The sequence below is a fragment of the Phyllobacterium sp. genome (genome assembly GCF_037994405.1).
In the GTDB taxonomy this organism is placed as follows: domain Bacteria; phylum Pseudomonadota; class Alphaproteobacteria; order Rhizobiales; family Rhizobiaceae; genus Phyllobacterium.
The window spans coordinates 1-18,681 of record NZ_JBBNAN010000150.1; the positions used below are offsets into that span (position 1 = coordinate 1).

The 18,681-nt window shown below is 59.4% G+C and carries 17 protein-coding genes; 4 read left to right on the top strand and 13 right to left on the bottom strand.

Features of this window, described 5'->3' with window-relative positions; genetic code table 11:
* From AAAC48_RS09060 to AAAC48_RS09070, 3 genes are all read left to right on the top strand, one after another.
* Nucleotides 1-768 (top strand): GAF domain-containing protein (locus AAAC48_RS09060; RefSeq protein ID WP_340653863.1); only part of this gene is annotated, 768 nt, incomplete at its 5' end.
* Between the two features lie 190 nt (nucleotides 769-958).
* A complete protein-coding gene (gene adh, locus AAAC48_RS09065) occupies nucleotides 959-2,476 on the top strand; it encodes an aldehyde dehydrogenase (protein WP_340653864.1) in 1,518 nt (505 codons plus the stop codon).
* Between the two features lie 73 nt (nucleotides 2,477-2,549).
* The gene (locus tag AAAC48_RS09070) at nucleotides 2,550-2,888 is read left to right on the top strand and encodes a DUF779 domain-containing protein (RefSeq protein ID WP_340653865.1); all 339 of its coding nucleotides are present in this window, start codon (nucleotides 2,550-2,552) and stop codon (nucleotides 2,886-2,888) included.
* Between the two features lie 154 nt (nucleotides 2,889-3,042).
* Here AAAC48_RS09070 and AAAC48_RS09075 read toward each other — a convergent pair whose 3' ends face one another.
* The 13 genes from AAAC48_RS09075 to AAAC48_RS09135 form a co-directional block, all read right to left on the bottom strand.
* On the bottom strand, nucleotides 3,043-3,978 hold the full coding sequence (locus AAAC48_RS09075) for an ABC transporter substrate-binding protein (protein ID WP_340653866.1): 936 nt from the start codon (nucleotides 3,976-3,978) through the stop codon (nucleotides 3,043-3,045).
* Nucleotides 3,979-4,042: 64 nt separating this feature from the next.
* Nucleotides 4,043-4,978 carry an ABC transporter substrate-binding protein gene (locus AAAC48_RS09080; protein ID WP_340653867.1) on the bottom strand — a complete coding sequence of 312 codons (936 nt, stop codon included), beginning with the start codon at nucleotides 4,976-4,978 and terminating at the stop codon, nucleotides 4,043-4,045.
* Nucleotides 4,979-4,992: 14 nt separating this feature from the next.
* A complete protein-coding gene (locus tag AAAC48_RS09085; protein WP_340653868.1) occupies nucleotides 4,993-6,810 on the bottom strand; it encodes an amino acid ABC transporter permease/ATP-binding protein in 1,818 nt (605 codons plus the stop codon).
* 231 nt (nucleotides 6,811-7,041) lie between these two features.
* Complete coding sequence (locus AAAC48_RS09090) at nucleotides 7,042-7,581, bottom strand: GNAT family N-acetyltransferase (protein ID WP_340653869.1); 540 nt, start codon at nucleotides 7,579-7,581, stop codon at nucleotides 7,042-7,044.
* Between the two features lie 26 nt (nucleotides 7,582-7,607).
* The gene (locus AAAC48_RS09095; protein ID WP_340653870.1) at nucleotides 7,608-8,789 is read right to left on the bottom strand and encodes a M20 aminoacylase family protein; all 1,182 of its coding nucleotides are present in this window, start codon (nucleotides 8,787-8,789) and stop codon (nucleotides 7,608-7,610) included.
* On the bottom strand, nucleotides 8,789-10,144 hold the full coding sequence (locus AAAC48_RS09100) for an LLM class flavin-dependent oxidoreductase (RefSeq protein ID WP_340653871.1): 1,356 nt from the start codon (nucleotides 10,142-10,144) through the stop codon (nucleotides 8,789-8,791). Before AAAC48_RS09100 ends, AAAC48_RS09095 begins: the two co-directional genes overlap by 1 nt.
* Nucleotides 10,145-10,160: 16 nt before the next feature.
* Nucleotides 10,161-11,165, bottom strand: coding sequence for an LLM class flavin-dependent oxidoreductase (locus AAAC48_RS09105; RefSeq protein WP_340653872.1), 1,005 nt, complete (start codon nucleotides 11,163-11,165; stop codon nucleotides 10,161-10,163).
* 156 nt (nucleotides 11,166-11,321) lie between these two features.
* Nucleotides 11,322-12,302, bottom strand: a complete 981-nt coding sequence (locus AAAC48_RS09110) for a beta-ketoacyl-ACP synthase III (protein ID WP_340653873.1) — start codon at nucleotides 12,300-12,302, stop codon at nucleotides 11,322-11,324.
* Nucleotides 12,302-13,570, bottom strand: a complete 1,269-nt coding sequence (locus tag AAAC48_RS09115) for an adenosylmethionine--8-amino-7-oxononanoate transaminase (RefSeq protein ID WP_340653874.1) — start codon at nucleotides 13,568-13,570, stop codon at nucleotides 12,302-12,304. The genes AAAC48_RS09110 and AAAC48_RS09115 overlap by 1 nt, the downstream gene beginning before the upstream one ends.
* Nucleotides 13,567-14,205, bottom strand: coding sequence for a dethiobiotin synthase (gene bioD / locus AAAC48_RS09120; protein WP_340653875.1), 639 nt, complete (start codon nucleotides 14,203-14,205; stop codon nucleotides 13,567-13,569). Before bioD ends, AAAC48_RS09115 begins: the two co-directional genes overlap by 4 nt.
* Nucleotides 14,202-15,347 (bottom strand): 8-amino-7-oxononanoate synthase, encoded by a 1,146-nt coding sequence (locus AAAC48_RS09125; RefSeq protein WP_340653876.1) that lies wholly within the window; start codon nucleotides 15,345-15,347, stop codon nucleotides 14,202-14,204. The genes bioD and AAAC48_RS09125 overlap by 4 nt, the downstream gene beginning before the upstream one ends.
* Nucleotides 15,344-16,342 carry a biotin synthase BioB gene (gene bioB / locus AAAC48_RS09130; protein WP_340653877.1) on the bottom strand — a complete coding sequence of 333 codons (999 nt, stop codon included), beginning with the start codon at nucleotides 16,340-16,342 and terminating at the stop codon, nucleotides 15,344-15,346. The genes AAAC48_RS09125 and bioB overlap by 4 nt, the downstream gene beginning before the upstream one ends.
* 205 nt (nucleotides 16,343-16,547) lie before the next feature.
* Nucleotides 16,548-17,216: a GntR family transcriptional regulator gene (locus AAAC48_RS09135; protein ID WP_340653878.1), complete on the bottom strand. Its 669-nt coding sequence runs from the start codon at nucleotides 17,214-17,216 to the stop codon at nucleotides 16,548-16,550.
* Between the two features lie 434 nt (nucleotides 17,217-17,650).
* On the opposite strand from AAAC48_RS09135, the gene AAAC48_RS09140 reads away from it, so the two are divergent.
* On the top strand, nucleotides 17,651-18,681 hold a 1,031-nt coding region (locus AAAC48_RS09140), incomplete at its 3' end, for an FAD-dependent oxidoreductase (protein ID WP_340653879.1).

Sequence of the window (18,681 nt, forward strand, 5' to 3'; positions counted from 1 at the left end):
GCGCAAGCCAGTCTTGACCGGCTCTACTCGGCCGTTGGCGGCGCCGGCTGCTGTGTGCTTCTGGCCGACAAGGATGGCGTTCCGGTAGACCGGCGCGGCTCAGCCTCGGACGATGAGGCCTTTTACCGGATGGGGCTTTGGACCGGCGCGGTATGGAGCGAAGAAAGTGAGGGAACCAACGGCATCGGTACGGCGCTTGCCGAGCAGCGGGCGCTGACCATTCATCGTGATCAGCACTTCCGCAGCAGGAATACGGCGCTGTCCTGTACCGTTGCGCCGATTTTCGATCACCGAGGCCGTTTGATTGCAGCAATTGACGTCTCCTCCGCCCGTCGGGACCTGACCGAGGATTTCGTCAAACTGATTTCGGTTGCTGTCGTTGACGCCGCACGGCGGGTCGAGGCGGAGAATTTCCGGCTGGCATTCCCCAAGGCCCGAATTGTGCTGGCGCAAGGCGCGGAAGACGCCACGAGCGAACGCGCCCTGCATGCGCTGATTGCTGTGGATGAGGATGACCTGGTCATCGGCGCTTCGCGGTCAGCGCGCCATATGCTTGGACTAACCGACGAATCGCTCAGCAAGCCGTTGCCGGCCTCTGACGTTCTGGGCCAGCATGCCGATGCCGAACGTGACTATGCCACGGCCGAACGCGGTGCCATCCAGCGTGCCTTGGCGCGTACCGGCGGCAATATATCGGCGGCCGCGACGGATCTAGGCATTAGCCGCGCCACCTTGCATCGAAAGCTGAAACGCCTCGGGCTTTCCTGAGGCCCTTCCTGTCCTTGACGGAATTGCACGCCCAACTGTCACAAAACTGCGACAGATCGGCAGCCGCCATGTCTTGGCGGGGCTGACTCATCGCACATCAAGCGCAATCCTTACCTCATGCCGCGGGAGGCGGTGTTGTCAACGCTGGTCGGTTCGCAAGCGCGTACCGCTGCGCAAGGGAGGAAGATTTATGAACAAGGTCGAGTTCAACCGCACAGTCAAACCCAACTTCAAGAAACGCTATGGCAATTTCATCGGCGGAAAGTTCGTCGAGCCAAAGGCCGGCCGCTATTTCGAAAATACGTCGCCCGTGAATGGTCAGGTTCTTTGTGAGATTGCCCGTTCCGATGCGAGCGATGTCGAGGCAGCGCTCGATGCTGCCCATGCTGCAAAAGAGGCCTGGGGCCGCACAAGCCCTGCTGAGCGCAGTGTCATCCTCAACAGGATCGCACAGGTAATGGAAGACAATCTGGATGTGCTTGCTCAGGCCGAAACCTGGGACAATGGCAAGCCGATCCGCGAGACAACTGCAGCCGATCTGCCGCTCGCCATCGATCATTTCCGCTATTTTGCCGCAGCAATCCGTGCGCAGGAGGGTGGAATCTCCGAGATCGACCATGACACGGTGGCCTATCATTTTCATGAGCCGCTGGGTGTCGTTGGCCAGATCATTCCCTGGAACTTCCCCATCCTGATGGCGGTGTGGAAACTCGCTCCAGCCTTGGCTGCGGGCAATTGCGTCGTGCTGAAGCCGGCCGAACAGACTCCTGCGTCGATCCTCGTGCTGACCGAACTCATTGCTGACCTGCTACCGCCCGGGGTGTTGAATGTTGTCAACGGCTTTGGCCTGGAGGCCGGGAAGCCGCTCGCGTCAAGTTCCCGAATTGCGAAAATCGCCTTTACCGGAGAGACGACGACGGGCCGCCTCATCATGCAGTATGCCAGCCAGAACCTCATTCCCGTGACACTTGAGCTTGGCGGCAAGTCGCCAAATATCTTCTTCAAGGATGTCACCGCCGAGGACGACGACTTCTTCGACAAGGCGATTGAAGGGTTCGTCATGTTCGCCCTCAATCAGGGCGAAGTCTGCACCTGCCCGAGCCGCGCTTTGATCCATGAATCGATCTACGACACGTTCATGGAGCGCGCCTTGAAGCGGGTCGAAGCCATCGTGCAGGGCGACCCATTGGATCCCGCAACGATGATCGGTGCACAGGCATCGAGCGAACAACTGGAGAAGATCCTCTCCTATATCGACATCGGCAAGCAGGAGGGTGCCGAGGTTCTGGCCGGTGGCGCGCGCAATGTGCTCGCCGGCGATCTGGCGGGCGGCCACTATGTCCAACCCACCGTTTTCAAGGGTCACAACCGCATGCGCATCTTCCAGGAGGAGATCTTCGGGCCAGTCGTCTCGGTGACGACGTTCAAGGACGATGCCGAGGCGCTGTCGATCGCCAATGACACGCTGTACGGCTTGGGCGCCGGTGTCTGGAGCCGTGACGCCAACACTTGCTATCGCTTCGGCCGGGCCATCCAGGCGGGGCGTGTGTGGACCAACTGCTACCATGCCTACCCGGCGCATGCTGCGTTCGGCGGCTACAAGCAGTCCGGCATCGGCCGGGAGAACCATCTGAAAATGCTGGATCATTATCAGCAAACCAAGAACATGCTCGTCAGTTACAGCCCGAAAAAACTCGGCTTTTTCTGAGGCTTCCTGACAAATGCAAAATCGTCGGTGGCGCTCGAACAGCACCATCGACGGCTTTTGCGGGAGGAGCATTATGGAAGACAAAGTCAGCGCCACACCGGCCGCCCTTGAACTGATCGCAACTCTGCAATCCGAATACGGGCCGATCCTGTTTCACCAGTCGGGCGGCTGCTGCGACGGGTCCTCTCCCATGTGTTACGCACAGGGCGATTTCATCATGGGAGATCGGGATGTTTGCCTTGGCAAGATCGGCGGCGCACCCGTCTATATCAGCGCATCGCAATATGACGTCTGGAAGCATACAGAGCTGATCATCGATGTCGTGCCGGGACGCGGCGGCATGTTCTCGCTCGACAATGGACGGGAGGTGAGGTTCCTGACGCGATCGAGGATTTGCGTGCGAGAGGGGTGAAACACTACCGCATACACATGAATCTCATGCGAAGGTTGATAAATCTACGCCAACTCTTGTGCAGGAATCGCGGATTCTTGTATGAAGACCGCACAGATTTGCACAAAAACCGCGCCAGTTATCCGGCGCGGTTCAATTCATATGAACTCCGTCTTCAGGTCTTCGGAAGGCCTGGAGGGTTGGTCGCGGCCTTGTCGATCGCCTCGGAGCCGAGGTTCCAGCGATCGAGAACCTGCTTGTACTTGCCATTGGCGATCAGCTCGTTGATCGCTTCGGTGATACCGTCCGCGACGCCGCTACCCTTGCGTGTGGTCACCGCCACTTCCGCGGTAATCGGCCAACCACCGCTGACAGTACCAACCAGCCTGGTCTTGCCATTGATCTTTGCCTTGTAGGCCTGCGTCGCATTTACGCTGAAGACAGCATCGGCACGGCCGGATTCGATGGCGAGATATTTGACCGCATCGTCATCATAGTACTGTACTTCGATGGGCTTTAGACCATTGTCGACATTCTGCTTGTCCCAAGCGAGCAGGATTTTTTCCTGGTTCGTGCCAGGATCAGTTATCACTTTCAACCCGGCGATATCCTTCGGTTCCCTGATCGATTTAATCGTCCCGTCGGCTTTGACATAGAAACCGAGTTCGTCCTTACGATAGGTCGAGAAATCGAACTTTTCCTTGCGTTGCTCGGTCACCGTTACATTCGAGATCACTGCGTCGAATTTGCTGGACTCGAGCCCCAGAGGCCAATCGGCCCAGGCGACGGGTACGAGCTCCAGTTCCCGCCCGAGACTGTCGGCGACGAGTTGCGCCAGATCGACGTCGAACCCAACGACCGTCTTGGCGTCGGTCGCATAGGTGCTGAGCGGCGGATTGGACGGGTGCAGTCCGATTGTGAGTTTGCCGTCGCTGACGAATTTGAAGTCCTTGGACATGGCTTCGATGACCTTTTCGCTCTTTTCGGCGCGGACACGATCCTTCTGCTCGGGGCTGAGGTCGAAACCTTCGCCCGCAGCATAACCGAGCCCCGTCGTCGCGGCGATCACCACGCCCGCGATCGCTGATACCAACCTTAGTCTGTTTGTCATGCTTGACCCCCTGTTGAGTGTGTTAAGTCCTTGTTGTCTTTGGAAAATGCCCAGTCGGTGCCCCTCAGATCTTGGGCAGGCCGGGTGGATTTGTGCGCGATTTGTCGATCGCCTCAGGCGTGAGCTGCCAGCGCTCCAGCAGTTGCGCGTACTTTCCGTCGGAGATCAGTTCGTTGATTGCCGCAGTGAATGTATCGGCGATGCCGCTATCCTTGCGGGTCGTGATTGCCACGTCGGCGATCAGCGGCCAGCCCGCATTGACCGCACCGGCGAGCTTGGTTTTGCCCTCGGTGGCAGCGCGGTAGGCCTGGGTGGCATTGGGATTGAATTCCGCATCGGCGCGGCCGGACTGAAGCGCCAGCGAACTGACAGCCTGGTCGTCATAATATTGAAGTTCAATCGGCTTCAGCCCCCTGGCGTCGTTTTGCTTGTCCCACTCCAGAAGGATCTTTTCCTGGATGGTCCCCGAACTCGTAATGATTTTGAGTCCCGCAATGTCCTTCGGTTCCTTGATCAAGGTGATGGGACTGTCAGGCTTGACATAGAACCCATGGAGGCCCTGCCGGTAGGTGGAGAAGTCGAATTTTTCCTTGCGCTGTTCAGTGACGCCGACATTGGAGATCACGGCATCGAACTTGCCGGACTGGAGGCTGAGCGGCCAATCAGCCCAGGCGATCGAAACGAGATCGAGTTTCAAGCCAAGGACATCGGCAACGGCCAAGGCAAAGTCAGGATCGTAACCAACAACGGTCTCGGCATCGGTGGCATAGGTGCTGAGCGGTGGATTGCCGACACTGATGCCAATCGTCAATGTTCCATTCGTGACGAATTTGAAGTCCTTCGGGATGGACGCGATGATCCTGTCGTTCCTTGTCGCGCGGATGCGGTTCGGCTGTTCCGGGCTCAGATCAAAGCCGGCAGCGCTGGCGCCAACCAGACCTGATGTTACGGCAACGACCACGATCGCAATCAGCGCCTTGAGTTTCAATCGGTATGTCATATTGATTTCCCTGCTCACAGAACCTTGGCGAGAAATTCGCCAGTGCGTGCATTCTTCGGCCGGTTCAGAACCTCATCGGGCGAACCGGACTCGATCACCTTGCCGCCGTCCATGAAGATGACCGTGTCGGCCACTTCGCGGGCAAAACCGATTTCGTGGGTAACGATGATCAGCGTGGTGCCGGAACGGGCGAGCTCCTTGATGACGTCAAGAACCTCGCCGACGAGTTCCGGATCGAGGGCCGATGTCGGCTCATCGAACAGCAGCACTTTCGGGCGCAGGGCGAGTGCACGGGCAATGGCAACGCGCTGCTGCTGGCCACCGGAAAGCTGGCGCGGATAGGCGTTGATCTTGTCGCTGAGGCCGACACGGGCCAGAAGATCACGGGCAAGGTTGATCGCTTCGGGACGGCTCACCCGATTTAGCGTGACAGGCGCTTCGATGATGTTCTCGAGAACGGTCAGGTGCGGAAACAGATTGAAGCTCTGGAATACCATGCCGATATCAGCGCGGCGCTTGAGAATGTCCTTTTCCTTCAGTTCATAAAGGGTCCTCCCACTCTTGCGGTAGCCCACCAGCTCGCCATCGATGGTGATGAAGCCATCGTCAACGCGTTCAAGATGATTGATGGTCCGCAGCAGGGTGGATTTGCCCGATCCCGACGGTCCGAGAATGGCGGTGACGCTACCAGCCTTGATGTCGATACGGACATCGTCGAGAACCTTGAGCTGGCCGAAACTCTTGGAAACACCGTGGATTTTAACCGCGCCCGGCGCACGCCACTGGCCAAAGGATGGATTCCGGGCGCCAGTCTTTGGAACCGATGGCACCTGCAGAGGCGTCGCGATCCGCGAGGCGGAGGCTGTTTGCGGGCGGGCAAGGATTGGCGCTCCAAACAGGCGGCGCAGCACGATGCCAAACAGTGGCGAGGGTGGATTGCGCAGCGCGCCTTTAGAGAAATGCCGTTCGATGTAATATTGCGCGATCGAGAGGACTGTCATGATGATCAGATACCAGACCGTCGCGACCATCAGCAGTGGAACGACTTCGAGATTGCGGCGGTAGATCACCTGCACCGTGTAGAAGAGCTCCGGCAATGCCAGAACATAGACCATCGATGTGCCCTTGGCCAAACTGATGATCTCATTGAAACCAGTTGGCAGAATCGTGCGCATTGCCTGCGGCAGGATAATGCGGAACGCCTGCCGGCGGCGCGGCAGGCCGAGTGCTGCCGCGGCTTCGAGCTGACCCTGATCGACGGAGAGGATGCCGCCGCGAATGATCTCCGAGGAGAAAGCTGCCTGGTTGAGGCTGAGGCCAATCAGCGCTGCAGCGAAAGGGCTAAGAATGGAAATCGTCGGGTATTCGGCAAAGAGAATATCCGTATAGGGAACACCAATTCGCACTGTCGCATAGAGATAGCCGAGATTGTTGAGGATCAGCAGCAGCACGATCAGCGGGATCGAGCGAAGCAGCCAGATATAGGCCCACGAGAGCCCCGACAACAGCGGCGATTTCGAGACGCGCGCCAGCGCCAGAGCGATACCGAGCGCAAAGCCAAGAACGGTCGCCAGTCCGGTCAAAAGGAGTGTTCGTCCAAGGCCGGCAAGCACCGGTTCGGAGAAGAACCATTCGGCGAAAACGCCCCAGCCCCACTTGGGATTGGTCAGAATCGACTGCAGTGTCACCGCGATGACCAGCGCCGCGAAAAGTGTTCCGAAGAAACGCGCCGGATATTTCGCCTTCACGACCTTGAAATGCGTGTAATCCTCGCCCGTTGTCGACGTTGACGGCAAGGAATGCACGCCCGAATAGTCTGTCGCGATCGCCATGCTTTCTGATCCTCTTTGCAACACTTGTTGTCGAGAAATCCCAGGCCGAAATCACTTGCCCGAAATCACTTTTTACTCGACTGATTAAGTAGTGTTTAAAGAGAACAGTCAAAGATGAGCCACTGCAAATTGAAGGCGAATTGAGAAGCTTTGTTGCAAAGATCGGGCATTGTTGAGCATGACATCCCACGCTTGAACCAATCATGGGGTCGGGCCGGAGAGCCCCTTGGCTCAGGCCGCATGGGTGGAGAAATTTCCCTCCCTAACAACCGCTTCGGGTTGCGGGGCAAGGTGGCTGACGTCCTTCTCAAAGGCCAGGTGACCATAGATTTCCGGATCGACATTGACGTCGAAAAGCGCCGTATAGCCCGAGCGTAAATATAACTGCGTTGCTTCCGGCTGGCGGAAACCGGTGGTGAGGTAAATGCGGGAATAGCCCTGGCGTGCCGCCTGTGCTTCCAGCTCATACACCACCTTGCGGGCCAGCCCCTGCTGGCGCAGGTCGGCATGGGTCCAGATGCGCTTCAACTCGGCAGTCCGCTCGTCATAGCGCTTGAATGCGCCACCGCCGATGGTCTCGCCGTCGCGGATCAACAGGAGGAAGGCGCCGTGCGGCGGGGCAAAATATTCGGCGGGGTACCGGCTGAGTTCATTGCGCGCCGGTTCGCCGAAATAATTGCCGTATCGGCTTTCATATTCGTTAATCAAAGCCTCTATGAGGGGCTGCGAGCGTTCATCATTGGGCGTGGTGTAGACAAAGACATCAGTCATGATTGCCTCGTATCGCTTTCAGGGATTCAGGATGGATTTTTGGAGAGATATTCTTCGACCAGCTTGACCCAGTAGCGGGACGCCGGGGCGATGATCTCGTCGTTGAAGTCATAGAGCGGGCTGTGCAGCGGCGCGCTGTCGCCATTGCCGATGAAGAGGTAGCTGCCGGGGATTTCCTGCAGCATGAAGGCAAAATCCTCGCTGGCGGAGATCGGACGGAAATTGCTTTCGATCCGCGCCGCGCCGAAGTGATCAAGCGCAACCTGCCGCGCAAAATCAGTCTCGTCCGGGTGATTGACGAGGACAGGATAGCCGCTCGGGTAATCGATCTCGGCAATTGCGCCGTAGCTTTCCGCCTGCGCGCTGGCCAAGGCCCTGATGCGCGCCTTGATCTTTTCGCGCACGTCATTCCGGAAGGTGCGGACTGTCAGTTCGAGTTCGACACTGTCGGGAATAACATTCGGAGCGATACCCGCGTGTATGGTGCCAACCGTGATGACCGCCGCATCGAGCGGATCGATATTGCGTGCGACGATGCTCTGCAGTGCCATGATCAGCGAGGCGCTGGCGACGATGGGATCAACCGTTTCCTGTGGCCGTGCGCCGTGGCCACCCTTGCCGATCATACGGATCGTCACCTTGTCGACGGAAGCCATGGCCGGACCGGTGATGAAGCCGAATTGTCCGGCGGGCACGCCCGGCCAATTGTGCAGGCCAAAGACCGCGTCGCAGGGGAAGCGCTTGAACAGGCCATCCCTGATCATACTGCGTGCACCTGCACCGCCCTCTTCCGCCGGCTGGAAGATCAGATTAAGCGTGCCGGAGAAGTCGCATGTTTCGGCGAGATAGCGGGCGCTGGTCAGGAGGATGGATGTGTGGCCATCATGGCCGCAGGCATGCATCTTTCCCGCCTGGCCGCTTGCATAGGGCAGGCCCGTCGCCTCGGCGATGGGCAAGGCATCCATGTCGGCGCGAATGCCGAGCCGCCTGGTGCCGTTGCCGTTTTGCAGCGTACCGACGACGCCGGTGCTACCAATGCCCCTTGTGACCTGATAGCCCCAGGCGCTCAGCCTGTCGGAAACGAGTTCGCTGGTCCGGTGTTCGTCATAGGCAAGTTCCGGATGGCGATGCAGGTCGCGGCGAAGCGCAACCGCCTCGTCGAGATAGTTGCTAATCCTCCCTCCCACGCTATCCGCTCGTCGTCCCATCAGAGCGCGTTCTCCCTGACGGCAACGGATTCCCTGGCTGTTACCCGCTTCGCGTAGCGGCTTTCGCGGAAGGGCAGACCGAGATTTTCCCGCAAGGTCGTGCCTGGGAGCACGGAGCGGTGATAGCCGCGTTCCTCGAGGATCGGCAGCACATCGCGGGCGAAATCATCGAGCCCGGCTGCGAGGATCTGGAACCCGAGGATAAAACCATCGGCGGCATCGGTCTCGATCCAGCGGATCAGCTCATCGGCAATCTTTTCCGGCGTGCCGGTGAATGCATTGCGCGGTGTCGTCACCTCCAGCGCGACTTCGCGCAGGGTCTGGTTCTTCGCCTTGGCGTTGCGTTTTATACGATCAGTCGTCGAGCGGAAATTGTTCTTGCCGATATCGCCGAGTTCCGGAAACGGCGCATCGAGCGGATAGGCGCTGAAATCATGATGATCGAAGAAGCGGCCGAGATAGGCCAGCGCTTCGTCCACCGTGACAAGGTCACGGATCTCGCGATACTTCGCCTCGGCTTCCTCTTCCGTTGAGCCGACGATGGGCGCAATGCCGGGGAAGATCAGCACGTCTCCGGGCTTGCGGCCATGCGCCACGGCGCTTTCCTTGATGCAGCGGTAGAAGGTCTGCGCTTCCTCGATCGGCACATGATTGGTGAAGACGCCATCGGCGTGCTTGCCGGCAAGCTCGACGCCGTCATCGGACGACCCCGCCTGGAAAACCACCGGCTGGCCCTGCGGCGAACGGCCAATATTGAGCGGACCTTCCGAGGTGAAGAAGCGGCCGTGATGGTTGAGCTTGTGCAGCTTGGTCCTGTCGAAGAACTGGCCGGTCGCCCGATCGCGGACAAAGGCATCGTCGTCCCAGGAATCCCACAGCCCCTTGACAACATCGAGATGTTCTTCCGCGATATCGTAACGCAATGCATGATCGGGATGTTCGCGGCCGTAATTCTTGCCCGAGCCTTCCAGCGGCGAGGTCACTGCATTCCACCCTGCCCTGCCATTGCTGATCTTGTCGATCGACCCGAACTGGCGGGCAACGGTGAACGGGTCACTGTAGGAGGTGGACAATGTGCCGACGAGACCGAGTTTCGAGGTCGTCGCGGCAAGCGCCGAAAGGATCGCGATCGGCTCGAAGCGGTTGAGGAAATGCGGGATCGATTTCTCGTTGATATAGAGACCATCGGCGATGAAGGCGAAAGCGATACCCGCCGCTTCCGCCTTTCGCGCCTGCTCGACATAGAACGGGAAGTTGACGCTCGCGTCGGGCGGCGAACTCGGGTGCTTCCACGAATTCATGTGGCCACCGGGGCCCTGCAGCATGATACCGAACCGGACAGGTTTCTTGCTCATCTCGAAATCTCCTTGTTCACGCGGCGGCGGCGAATTGCGCCTCTGCCAGCAGTTCAATCGATGCGAGCCGCTTCGCCGCATCGTTGATGGGGGTGTCGATGATGAATTCGCGGATGCCATAGCGCTCATGCAGGCGGTCGAGTTCGGCGATGACCTTGCGAGCGGAACCGCGGATGACATTCGGCGTCTTCTTCTCGATCCGGTAATTCCTGGCGCCGGCCTGGCGGGCATATTCTTCCGCCTGCTCGACGCTGCCGACCGTGACGCTCTGGCCGTTCTCCACATGCACCTTGAAATGCTGGATATTACCCACCAGCTTTTCCGCCTCGGCATCGGTTTCGGCAGCGACCACGCCCACGGCCAGCAATGGCCTGCGGCCGGAAGCCTGGCCGCGATAGGCATCCAGTGTCTGTTGCAGAATTTCTTCGTCGCCGTTCAGGTGGCTGGCGAAAACAAAATCCCAGACTTGAGCGGCCGCAAGCCTGGCACTGTCGACGCTGGCACCGAGAAGAAACCGCTGTGCGGAAACCGTTGGCCGCGGTGTCGCCCTGACCCCGGCAAGCGGGTGAGTAGATGGCAAAGTGTCATCGAGGAAAGCACTCAACTGTGCCAGCTGCGCGGCGAAATCCTGCTTCTCCGGCCGGGGAAGCAGCCCTTGCAGAGCGCGCGTCGAGAAGGGCAAGCCGCCCGGTGCCTTGCCGACGCCGAGATCGACGCGGTCAGGGCCAAGCGCCGCCAGAACGTTAAAATTCTCCGCCACCTTATAGGGACTGTAATGCTGCAGCATCACGCCACCGGAACCAATGCGGATCCGCGACGTGTTGGCCAGCAGAAAGGCTATCAGCACTTCCGGCGAGGAACTTGCGAGACCGGGTGCGTCGTGGTGTTCGGCCACCCAGAAACGATGGAACCCCCATTTTTCGGCTTGCCTGGCGAGCGACAAGGTGCGCTTGAGCGCCACGTTTGCGGCCTCGCCTTCGAAAATCGGACTCTTGTCGAGCAGACTCAGTTCATAGCCCATTTTGGGGTATGGCCTCCATGCAATTGAAGCAGACATCCGCAACCAGGGATGGCACTTCGTTTCAGAGGCACTCAGATTTTATCCAATTCAGCCGATCGTCAAAGAACGCCTTGCTAAAAATTGCGGGCAAATTGAGAAATAAATCGGGGGGTTTCGCTAGATGCCCCAGACGACCGCGCCGCCTGTCAGGCCGGCACCGGCTGCCGTCAACAGCAGCTTTTCTCCCGAGACAAATGGCCTTGCGAGCGAAAGCGAAAGCGGAATGGTTGCGGCCGAGGAGTTGCCGTATTCAGCGATCGTGCGAACGATCCTTTCAGGCTCAATTCCGATATTCTCGCCAACGACGTCGACGATACGCGCATTGGCCTGATGCGGGACGAACCTCGACACGTCCGCAGCCAGAAGCCCTGCGCTCGCCAGCGCCCGTTCGGCGCAACGGGTCATCATTTGCACGGCCTGGGCAAACATTTCCCTGCCATTGCGCATGGTCATCAGGCATTCCTCAGCGGCCATGCCGGGACCAAAAGGCTGCTTCGAGCCCCCCGCTGGAATCGAAATCAGGTCATAGCGGCTTCCGTCCGATGCAAGGTCTGCCCCGAGAAGTCCTTTCTCCCGGTTGTCGGTTGGCAGGAGAACGACAGCGCCCGCTGCGTCAGCAAAGAGCACGGCGCTGGCACGTTCCGCCGGGTTGATGCGCCGGCTCAGGATATTGGCTGCCACCACCAATACAGGCCTGCCTTGCGTGCGGACAAAGCCGTCGGCCAATGTCAGCGCATAGATAAACCCGGAGCAGGCTCCGGCAAGATCGATCGCGCCGGAGTTCGCCAGTCCCAGATGATGGGCAAGCAGCGGTGCCGAGGGAGGCAGCAAGTGATCCGGGGTCGAGGTGGCCAGGATCGTCAATGCGATGTCGCCAGGGTCTATCTTAGCATTGTTCAGCGCTAATGAACCCGCCTTTGCTGCAAGATCGGTAAGCAGTTCTCCTTCCACGACCCAGCGCCGCGCGCGGATGCCGGTCCGGCGCTCGATCCAGCCGGATTCGAGACCGAGCTGGTTTTCGATCTCCGCATTTTCAACACGGCGCTCTGGAACGTAATGGCCAAATCCAGCGATACGGCTTGCCTTGACCGGGCTCATCAGCCACCGCCTTGCGCAATCATGTCCGCTGCCTCAAGAATGGCATCGTAGACCCGATCGAGATCAGCGGCCGTCACGCAATAGGGCGTCATCAGGTAGATCACATTGCCCAATGGCCTGATAAGGAGATTTCTTCCCTTGAAGAATGCCCTGAGCTTCGGCCCCGCATCGGAAAGGTAACCCGTAGCCGGGACATTGACGTCAAGGGCAACGATCGTCCCGGCCTGACGCACGTTACCGAAACGGGCGTCCGCCTTGAACCGCTCTAGCCTTGCGCCATGCATGGCGACGAGCGACTGGATACGTGTCGTGATCGGCTCCGTCTTCCAGACGTCAAGGTTGGCCAGCGCTGCGGCACAGGCGATCGGATTGGCAGTGTAGGAACTCGAATGGAAGAAGGTCCGGCTTCGATCGGTGGAGAGGTGTGCGTCGAATATTTCCGCCGAACACAAGGTCGCCGCCAGAGGCAGGGACCCGCCAGTCAAGCCTTTTGACGTGCACAGTATATCCGGCGCGATGTTCGCCTGTTCGCAGGCAAAGAGAGTGCCCGTGCGGCCCCACCCGGTCATCACTTCGTCGGCGATCATCAGGCTGCCATGCCTTGTCGCGATCGCCTTCAGTTCAGCCAGAAACGATGCCGGGTACATAAGCATGCCCCCTGCTCCGAGAACCAGCGGTTCAATCAGCAGCGCTGCAACCTGTCCGCCGCGGCAGAATGTCTCGAAGGCGTCGAGCGTGTCCTGTTCTCGTCCCGGCACTGGAAACGGCAGTCTATCCACACCGAAAAGCATGGGTTCATAGGCCGTATTGAAGACACCCCGTTCGCCCGCTGACATCGTCCCGATCGTGTCGCCGTGGTAGCCATGCTCCATGACGACAATGCGGGAGCGCGGTACGCCCGAATTGTGGAAGAAGCCCAGGGCCATCTTCAGCGCCACTTCGACACAGGTCGAGCCGCTGTCGGAATAGAACACGTGGTCGAGACCGGCAGGGGCGATGGCGACCAATCCCATCGCCAGTTCCTCCGCCGGCTGGTGGGTATATTCGGCAAAGATGATCTGGTCATAGATCTCGCTGGCACGTCGGATCGCATCCATGATGCGCGGGTGGCGATGGCCGTGCGTAATGACCCACCAGGAGGAGATTGCATCGAGAATAGCGTGACCTTGCTCATCGAAGAGATATGCGCCCTCTGTCCTGGCAATGCGCTTCATTGCCGGTTCGAGTGCGTGCTGGGTAAATGGATGCCAGACAGGGGAACGGGTCAAAGGATCCCTTTCTGAAAGCAAGAGATATCGAATTGATCCTGAAAGGCCTGGCGCAAGGTGTCGGGCGTCAGCGGGTCGATCCGCGGCAAACGGCCAAGGCAGTTCACATTGCCCAGTTTCGCGATGATCTGTTGCGTGTCGGTCTGTTCGTCGCCGATGAAGACTAGGCCAAAAACCGGAATGGAGCGGTGGCGCAAGGCTTCGAGTGAAAGCAACGTATGATTGATCGTTCCAAGTCCAGTGCGGGCGCAGAGGACGACCGGCATCTGCCAGCGGGCAAAGACATCGGCGAACACTTCACTTTCGGTCAATGGGACCAGCACGCCGCCCGCCCCTTCGATGACAAGTGGAGACTCCGTCGACGGAGGTGACAGTGCTTCCGGGTCAATCCGGACATTGTCGATTCTGGCAGCGAGATGCGGCGAGGCCGGCGTCTTTAACCGCCACGCCTCAGGGACGATACGTTCAGGCGGTATCCGTCCGAGACGCTGGACAGCCTCGCTATCCGTTTCTCCTTCAAGGCCCGATTGGACGGGCTTCCAGTAAGCAGCACCAAGCGCATCGGCCAATGCTGCCGAAAATACCGTCTTGCCGATATTGGTGTCCGTCCCTGTGACAACAAAACGGAGTGTCATGCTGCCTCCTCGATAAACACAGTCGCCAAGGCGTCAAACATGCCGCCAATGGCAGCCCGGTCGACGTTGAGTGTGACGGCAATCCGCAAGCGGGCTGTCCCTTCCGGCACCGTCGGCGGGCGGATCGCACGAATATCGAAGCCCTCGGCGCGCATACGTGCGGCGATACGCATTGCGCGACTGTTGTCGCCGATCATCACCGGCAGTATCTGCGATCCGCTGCCTTCGAGCCCAAGCACCGCCGTCAGTTGCGCATTGGCAAAGGTTCGAAGGTACTCGAACTCCGTGCGGCGCTCTGGTTCGTCCACCAGTATTTTCAGGGCCTCCCGAACAGCCGCCGCCGTCAACGGCGAAGGTGCTGTGGAGTAGATGAAGGCGCGCGCGCGGTTTACAAGGTAATCGCAAACGACGCTGTTCGCGCCGACAAGCGCCCCCGCAACGCCCAACGCCTTCCCGCATGTGTGGAGCAGGATGACATTGTCCCGGCCCTCCATTCCGGCAGCAAGACCGCGGCCGTTTGAGCCGAAAACGCCGGTCGCATGCGCTTCGTCAATGACCAGAAAGCCGTCGTGTCTGTCCGCCAGCTTCAGAAGTTCCGCCAGCGGGGCGGCGTCCCCGTCCATAGAATAAAGGCTCTCGACCGCAATCCATGGATGGCCCATGCCGCCCGCGTTGCGCCACTGACGGATTGCATCATCGAAACGCGCAACGTCGTTGTGGCGGACGGCGACCGCCTCTGCCCGGCTGGCCGCGATACCCTCATGCGCGCTGGCATGGACAAGAGCGTCATGGACAATAAGATCGCTGCGTTGCGGCAGGGTCGAGAACAGCGCGGTATTGGCGGCATAACCACTGGAGAAATAGAGCGCCCTCTCCGTCCCGAAGAAGGCGGCAGCCTCAGCTTCGAGCGCCTGATGTTCCGGATGATTGCCCCGCAGCAGACGGGACCCGCCGGAGCCGACGGCAACACCGCGCTCGAGGGCGTCGGCAATGGCGGAGCGGATGCGCGGTGAGTTGGCAAGACCAAGATAGTCGTTCGACGTGAAATCGATGCCATTCTGCGCTACCAGCTCGCGCCTCCGTCCCTTCCGCTCCAGCCCGTTCAGCGTCGTTGCGTAGCGGGCAAGACGCTCGCGCATCATTCAGCTGCATCCAGCGCCATCGGCTTCAGACCGAGACGGCGAAACAGTCCGGCATCATGATCTTCGCCGGGATTGTCGGCGGTCAGAAGCGTATCACCGACAAAGATGGAATTTGCGCCGGCAAAGAAACACAGCGCCTGCATCTCGTCGCTCATTTCCGTGCGTCCGGCCGAGAGGCGGACATGCGTCTGCGGCATGAGGATGCGGGCAAGCGCTATTGCGCGGACAAAGTCGATGGGATCAACCGGCGCGGCGTCACCGAGTTTGGATCCGGGAATCGGGATCAGCATATTGATCGGCACGCTCTCCGGCGGAACCGGAAGATTGGCGAGCGTCACCAGCATGGCGATATGGTCATCACTCGTCTCGCCCATGCCGAGGATGCCGCCGGCGCAGACCTTGATCCCCGCCTCGCGCACATTCGCCAGCGTCTCCAGGCGATCTGCGAAGCTGCGGGTGGTGATGATTTCCCGGTAGAAGCGTTCCGACGTGTCGATGTTATGGTTGTAGTAATCGAGGCCGGCGTCGGCGAGCCTGCCCGCCTGATCAGGCGAGAGCATGCCGAGCGTCATGCAGGTCTCCATGCCAAGCGAGCGGACGCCCTCGACCATGGCGACGATCATGTCCATGTCGCGGTCTTTGGGGCTGCGCCAGGCCGCGCCCATGCAGTAGCGTGTTGCCCCGCCCTCCTTCGCCTTGCGGGCCTCGGCAAGCACTCGCTCGACTTCCATGAGTTTGGAAGCCTTGAGACCGGTGGGATAATGAGCGGACTGGCTGCAATAGCCGCAATCTTCCGGACATCCACCCGTCTTGATCGACAGAAGCCGGCTCATCTGTACGGCGTTTGGGTCGAATTGCGCCCTGTGGATCGTGTGCGCCCGAAACAGCAAATCATTGAACGGCAAATTATAGATTTTTTTGGCCTCTGAAAAACGCCATATTGCATCGGCTGGGGCAGTTGGATCGATGGATTTCAACACTGGCGCTTCTGACATACGGGAATTTCCTCAGCTATTAAGGATTGATTATAGATAGAATCGACAAATATCTATAACTTTAGCGAGCACGTTCGGAAACGCAACCGCATTAGATGCGGTTCAGAAGATCAGAGCAAATCAAGGCCGGGGTGGATTGTACGAAGCCAACGACGCCTCTTATCCCCTTTGCGGGAGAGATAATCGGCATCAGCTGTTAGCACTGCTAACCGACGATGGCGAAAGCGTCCCGCGTCGAACCCATCGCGCTTTTGACGGGCTTTTGCCCGATCCATTGAACGTGCCGCTCAAGCACGGCAACGGCATTGTCGACTTTGCCCTGGCGCAGAAATCCGAGGATGGCCCGGTGATCGTGATCAGTCCGCACCTCCCAATCGGATCTCCAGGCGGAAAACAAAAACCGCGCGCTCACCGAATGAAGGTCATCGATTGCGGCGAGCAGGCGTGGCATACCGCACGGCACGAGGATCAACCGGTGAAACTGCCGGTTTGCCTCCTCCCAGGAGCGCACATCGCGTGAATTGTCCCCCGCTACAGTTGCTTCTTCAGCCTCGTCAAGAATTGATGCCGTCAGATGCGCAGCTGCGTGCCGAAGCGCAAGTCCCTCGAGCTCGGCGCGCATCAGCGCCACTTCCCGCACTTCCTTCAGATCGAAAGAAGCGACCCGTACGCCGCGGCGCGGCTCGCTGACCGCGAGCCCCTGTGCTTCCAACTTGCGGAATGCTTCCCGGACCGGCACATGGCTCGCACCGAATTCCTCGGCAATGTGATCCTGCCGCAGTTTCGTGCCCGGTTCCAATTGGCCGGTTACGATCCTGTCGGCAAGGATGCGGCTGATGCGGTTCGCGATGGTGTCTTCGTTCGGTGCGGTCATGTTGCATAGATATTTTGCCTGCGAGGACCTGTCGAGCCCGTGCAAGTGTTTTCCGCGCCTAATGCTGCGAAGCGCCATTGCCTTTTAAGACTGGACTTCGCGCCGGCGCCAGCACATCTACCATGCAGCGATGACGGATCCGCACAAGGCCGCCGAACTCGATCTCGATCAGATATGGTCGCCTGTCGACAATCTCCTTGCTGCCCATCGCGATTGGCTGCCCGCCTGGGCAAGAATAGGATAACTTTTTCATATCGCCGTCAGAAGTGCTTCTGGCCCGGCATCAAAGGGCGGCGAACATAATCACTTTGAGCTAGGCCCCGGCGAATCTGGCGAGCGGGTATTTACATTTTTATCCCGAGGGCGGACATTTCACCGTTAGTAAGTTCGCATTAGTTTCAGTTCGGATTTATTAGAAGCGGGGGCTTCATCCAATGTTTGTCGATGGCCGTGAGCTGCCAAGTGGCACAATTCTGGATACGGAAATCTGCATTGTCGGGGGCGGTGTAGCGGGGATTACGCTTGCGCTCGAATTTGAGCGGCAGGGGATCGGGACCTGCGTGCTGGAAGGCGGCGGGCTCAATTTCGATTCGACCTCGCAGGCGCTCTATCGCGGCGAGAATGTCGGCATTCCCTACGATCTGCAAGCCAGCCGAACACGGCAGCTGGGCGGCAGCTCCAATTGCTGGGGCGGCTGGATCCGCCCGTTCATCGGCCTCGACTTCGAGGAACGCGACTGGGTGCCCAACAGCGGCTGGCCGTTCGGCCATGGCGAGGTGGAGCGGTTCTACCGGCGGGCAAGCAACCTGGTCCAGGTCAATGATCACAGTTTCGAACCGCAATTCTGGCACGAGCACCTGGACAAGGATCAGGTCCGGCTGCTGGAGCTGAATGGCGTGGCGCTGGAGACGGTGGTGAGCAAGTTCAGCCCGCCGACGCGCTTTGGCTATGCCTATCAGCTGGCGCTGGCGGCGGCGCGCACGACCAGGGTGCTGCTCAACACCAATGTGACCGAACTTGCCACCAGCGATGACGCCGCGACCGTGACGGGCGTCCACGTTGCCACCGCGGCGCAAAAGCGCTTCTTCGTGCGGGCAAAACGCACGATCCTTGCGGCGGGCGGCATCGAAAATGCCCGGCTTCTGCTGTTGTCCAACACGGTCGATCACCGCGGCCTTGGCAACCAGCACGATGTGGTCGGCCGCTATTTCATGGAACACCCGCGCATCCGTATCGGCCAGATGGTGCCATCGAGCAATGCCGCCGCATTCCGCTTTTACGATGCCCGCTACACCTATCACAATCCCAGGCTTGCCGTGGACGGCACCAGTGCCAGTGCCCATGTCGGTCTGGCCGAACAGGTGCAGCGGCAGGAGAAGCTGGTGCAGTGCCGCACCTATTTCCGCGCCTGCCGGGCCGGCGAAGACAGCGACCTTACCGAGCGCTTCCATGAGCTCTACAACGC

Coding starts and splice junctions, on each gene's coding strand:
- AAAC48_RS09125 (WP_340653876.1), bottom strand. CDS start 15,347: ATGATGCGCGAGCGTCTTGCCCGCTACGCAACGACGCTGAACGGGCTG.
- bioB (WP_340653877.1), bottom strand. CDS start 16,342: ATGTCAGAAGCGCCAGTGTTGAAATCCATCGATCCAACTGCCCCAGCC.
- AAAC48_RS09110 (WP_340653873.1), bottom strand. CDS start 12,302: ATGAGCCCGGTCAAGGCAAGCCGTATCGCTGGATTTGGCCATTACGTT.
- AAAC48_RS09080 (WP_340653867.1), bottom strand. CDS start 4,978: ATGACATACCGATTGAAACTCAAGGCGCTGATTGCGATCGTGGTCGTT.
- AAAC48_RS09085 (WP_340653868.1), bottom strand. CDS start 6,810: ATGGCGATCGCGACAGACTATTCGGGCGTGCATTCCTTGCCGTCAACG.
- AAAC48_RS09075 (WP_340653866.1), bottom strand. CDS start 3,978: ATGACAAACAGACTAAGGTTGGTATCAGCGATCGCGGGCGTGGTGATC.
- AAAC48_RS09070 (WP_340653865.1), top strand. CDS start 2,550: ATGGAAGACAAAGTCAGCGCCACACCGGCCGCCCTTGAACTGATCGCA.
- AAAC48_RS09090 (WP_340653869.1), bottom strand. CDS start 7,581: ATGACTGATGTCTTTGTCTACACCACGCCCAATGATGAACGCTCGCAG.
- AAAC48_RS09095 (WP_340653870.1), bottom strand. CDS start 8,789: ATGGGACGACGAGCGGATAGCGTGGGAGGGAGGATTAGCAACTATCTC.
- AAAC48_RS09100 (WP_340653871.1), bottom strand. CDS start 10,144: ATGAGCAAGAAACCTGTCCGGTTCGGTATCATGCTGCAGGGCCCCGGT.
- adh (WP_340653864.1), top strand. CDS start 959: ATGAACAAGGTCGAGTTCAACCGCACAGTCAAACCCAACTTCAAGAAA.
- bioD (WP_340653875.1), bottom strand. CDS start 14,205: ATGACACTCCGTTTTGTTGTCACAGGGACGGACACCAATATCGGCAAG.
- AAAC48_RS09135 (WP_340653878.1), bottom strand. CDS start 17,216: ATGACCGCACCGAACGAAGACACCATCGCGAACCGCATCAGCCGCATC.
- AAAC48_RS09105 (WP_340653872.1), bottom strand. CDS start 11,165: ATGGGCTATGAACTGAGTCTGCTCGACAAGAGTCCGATTTTCGAAGGC.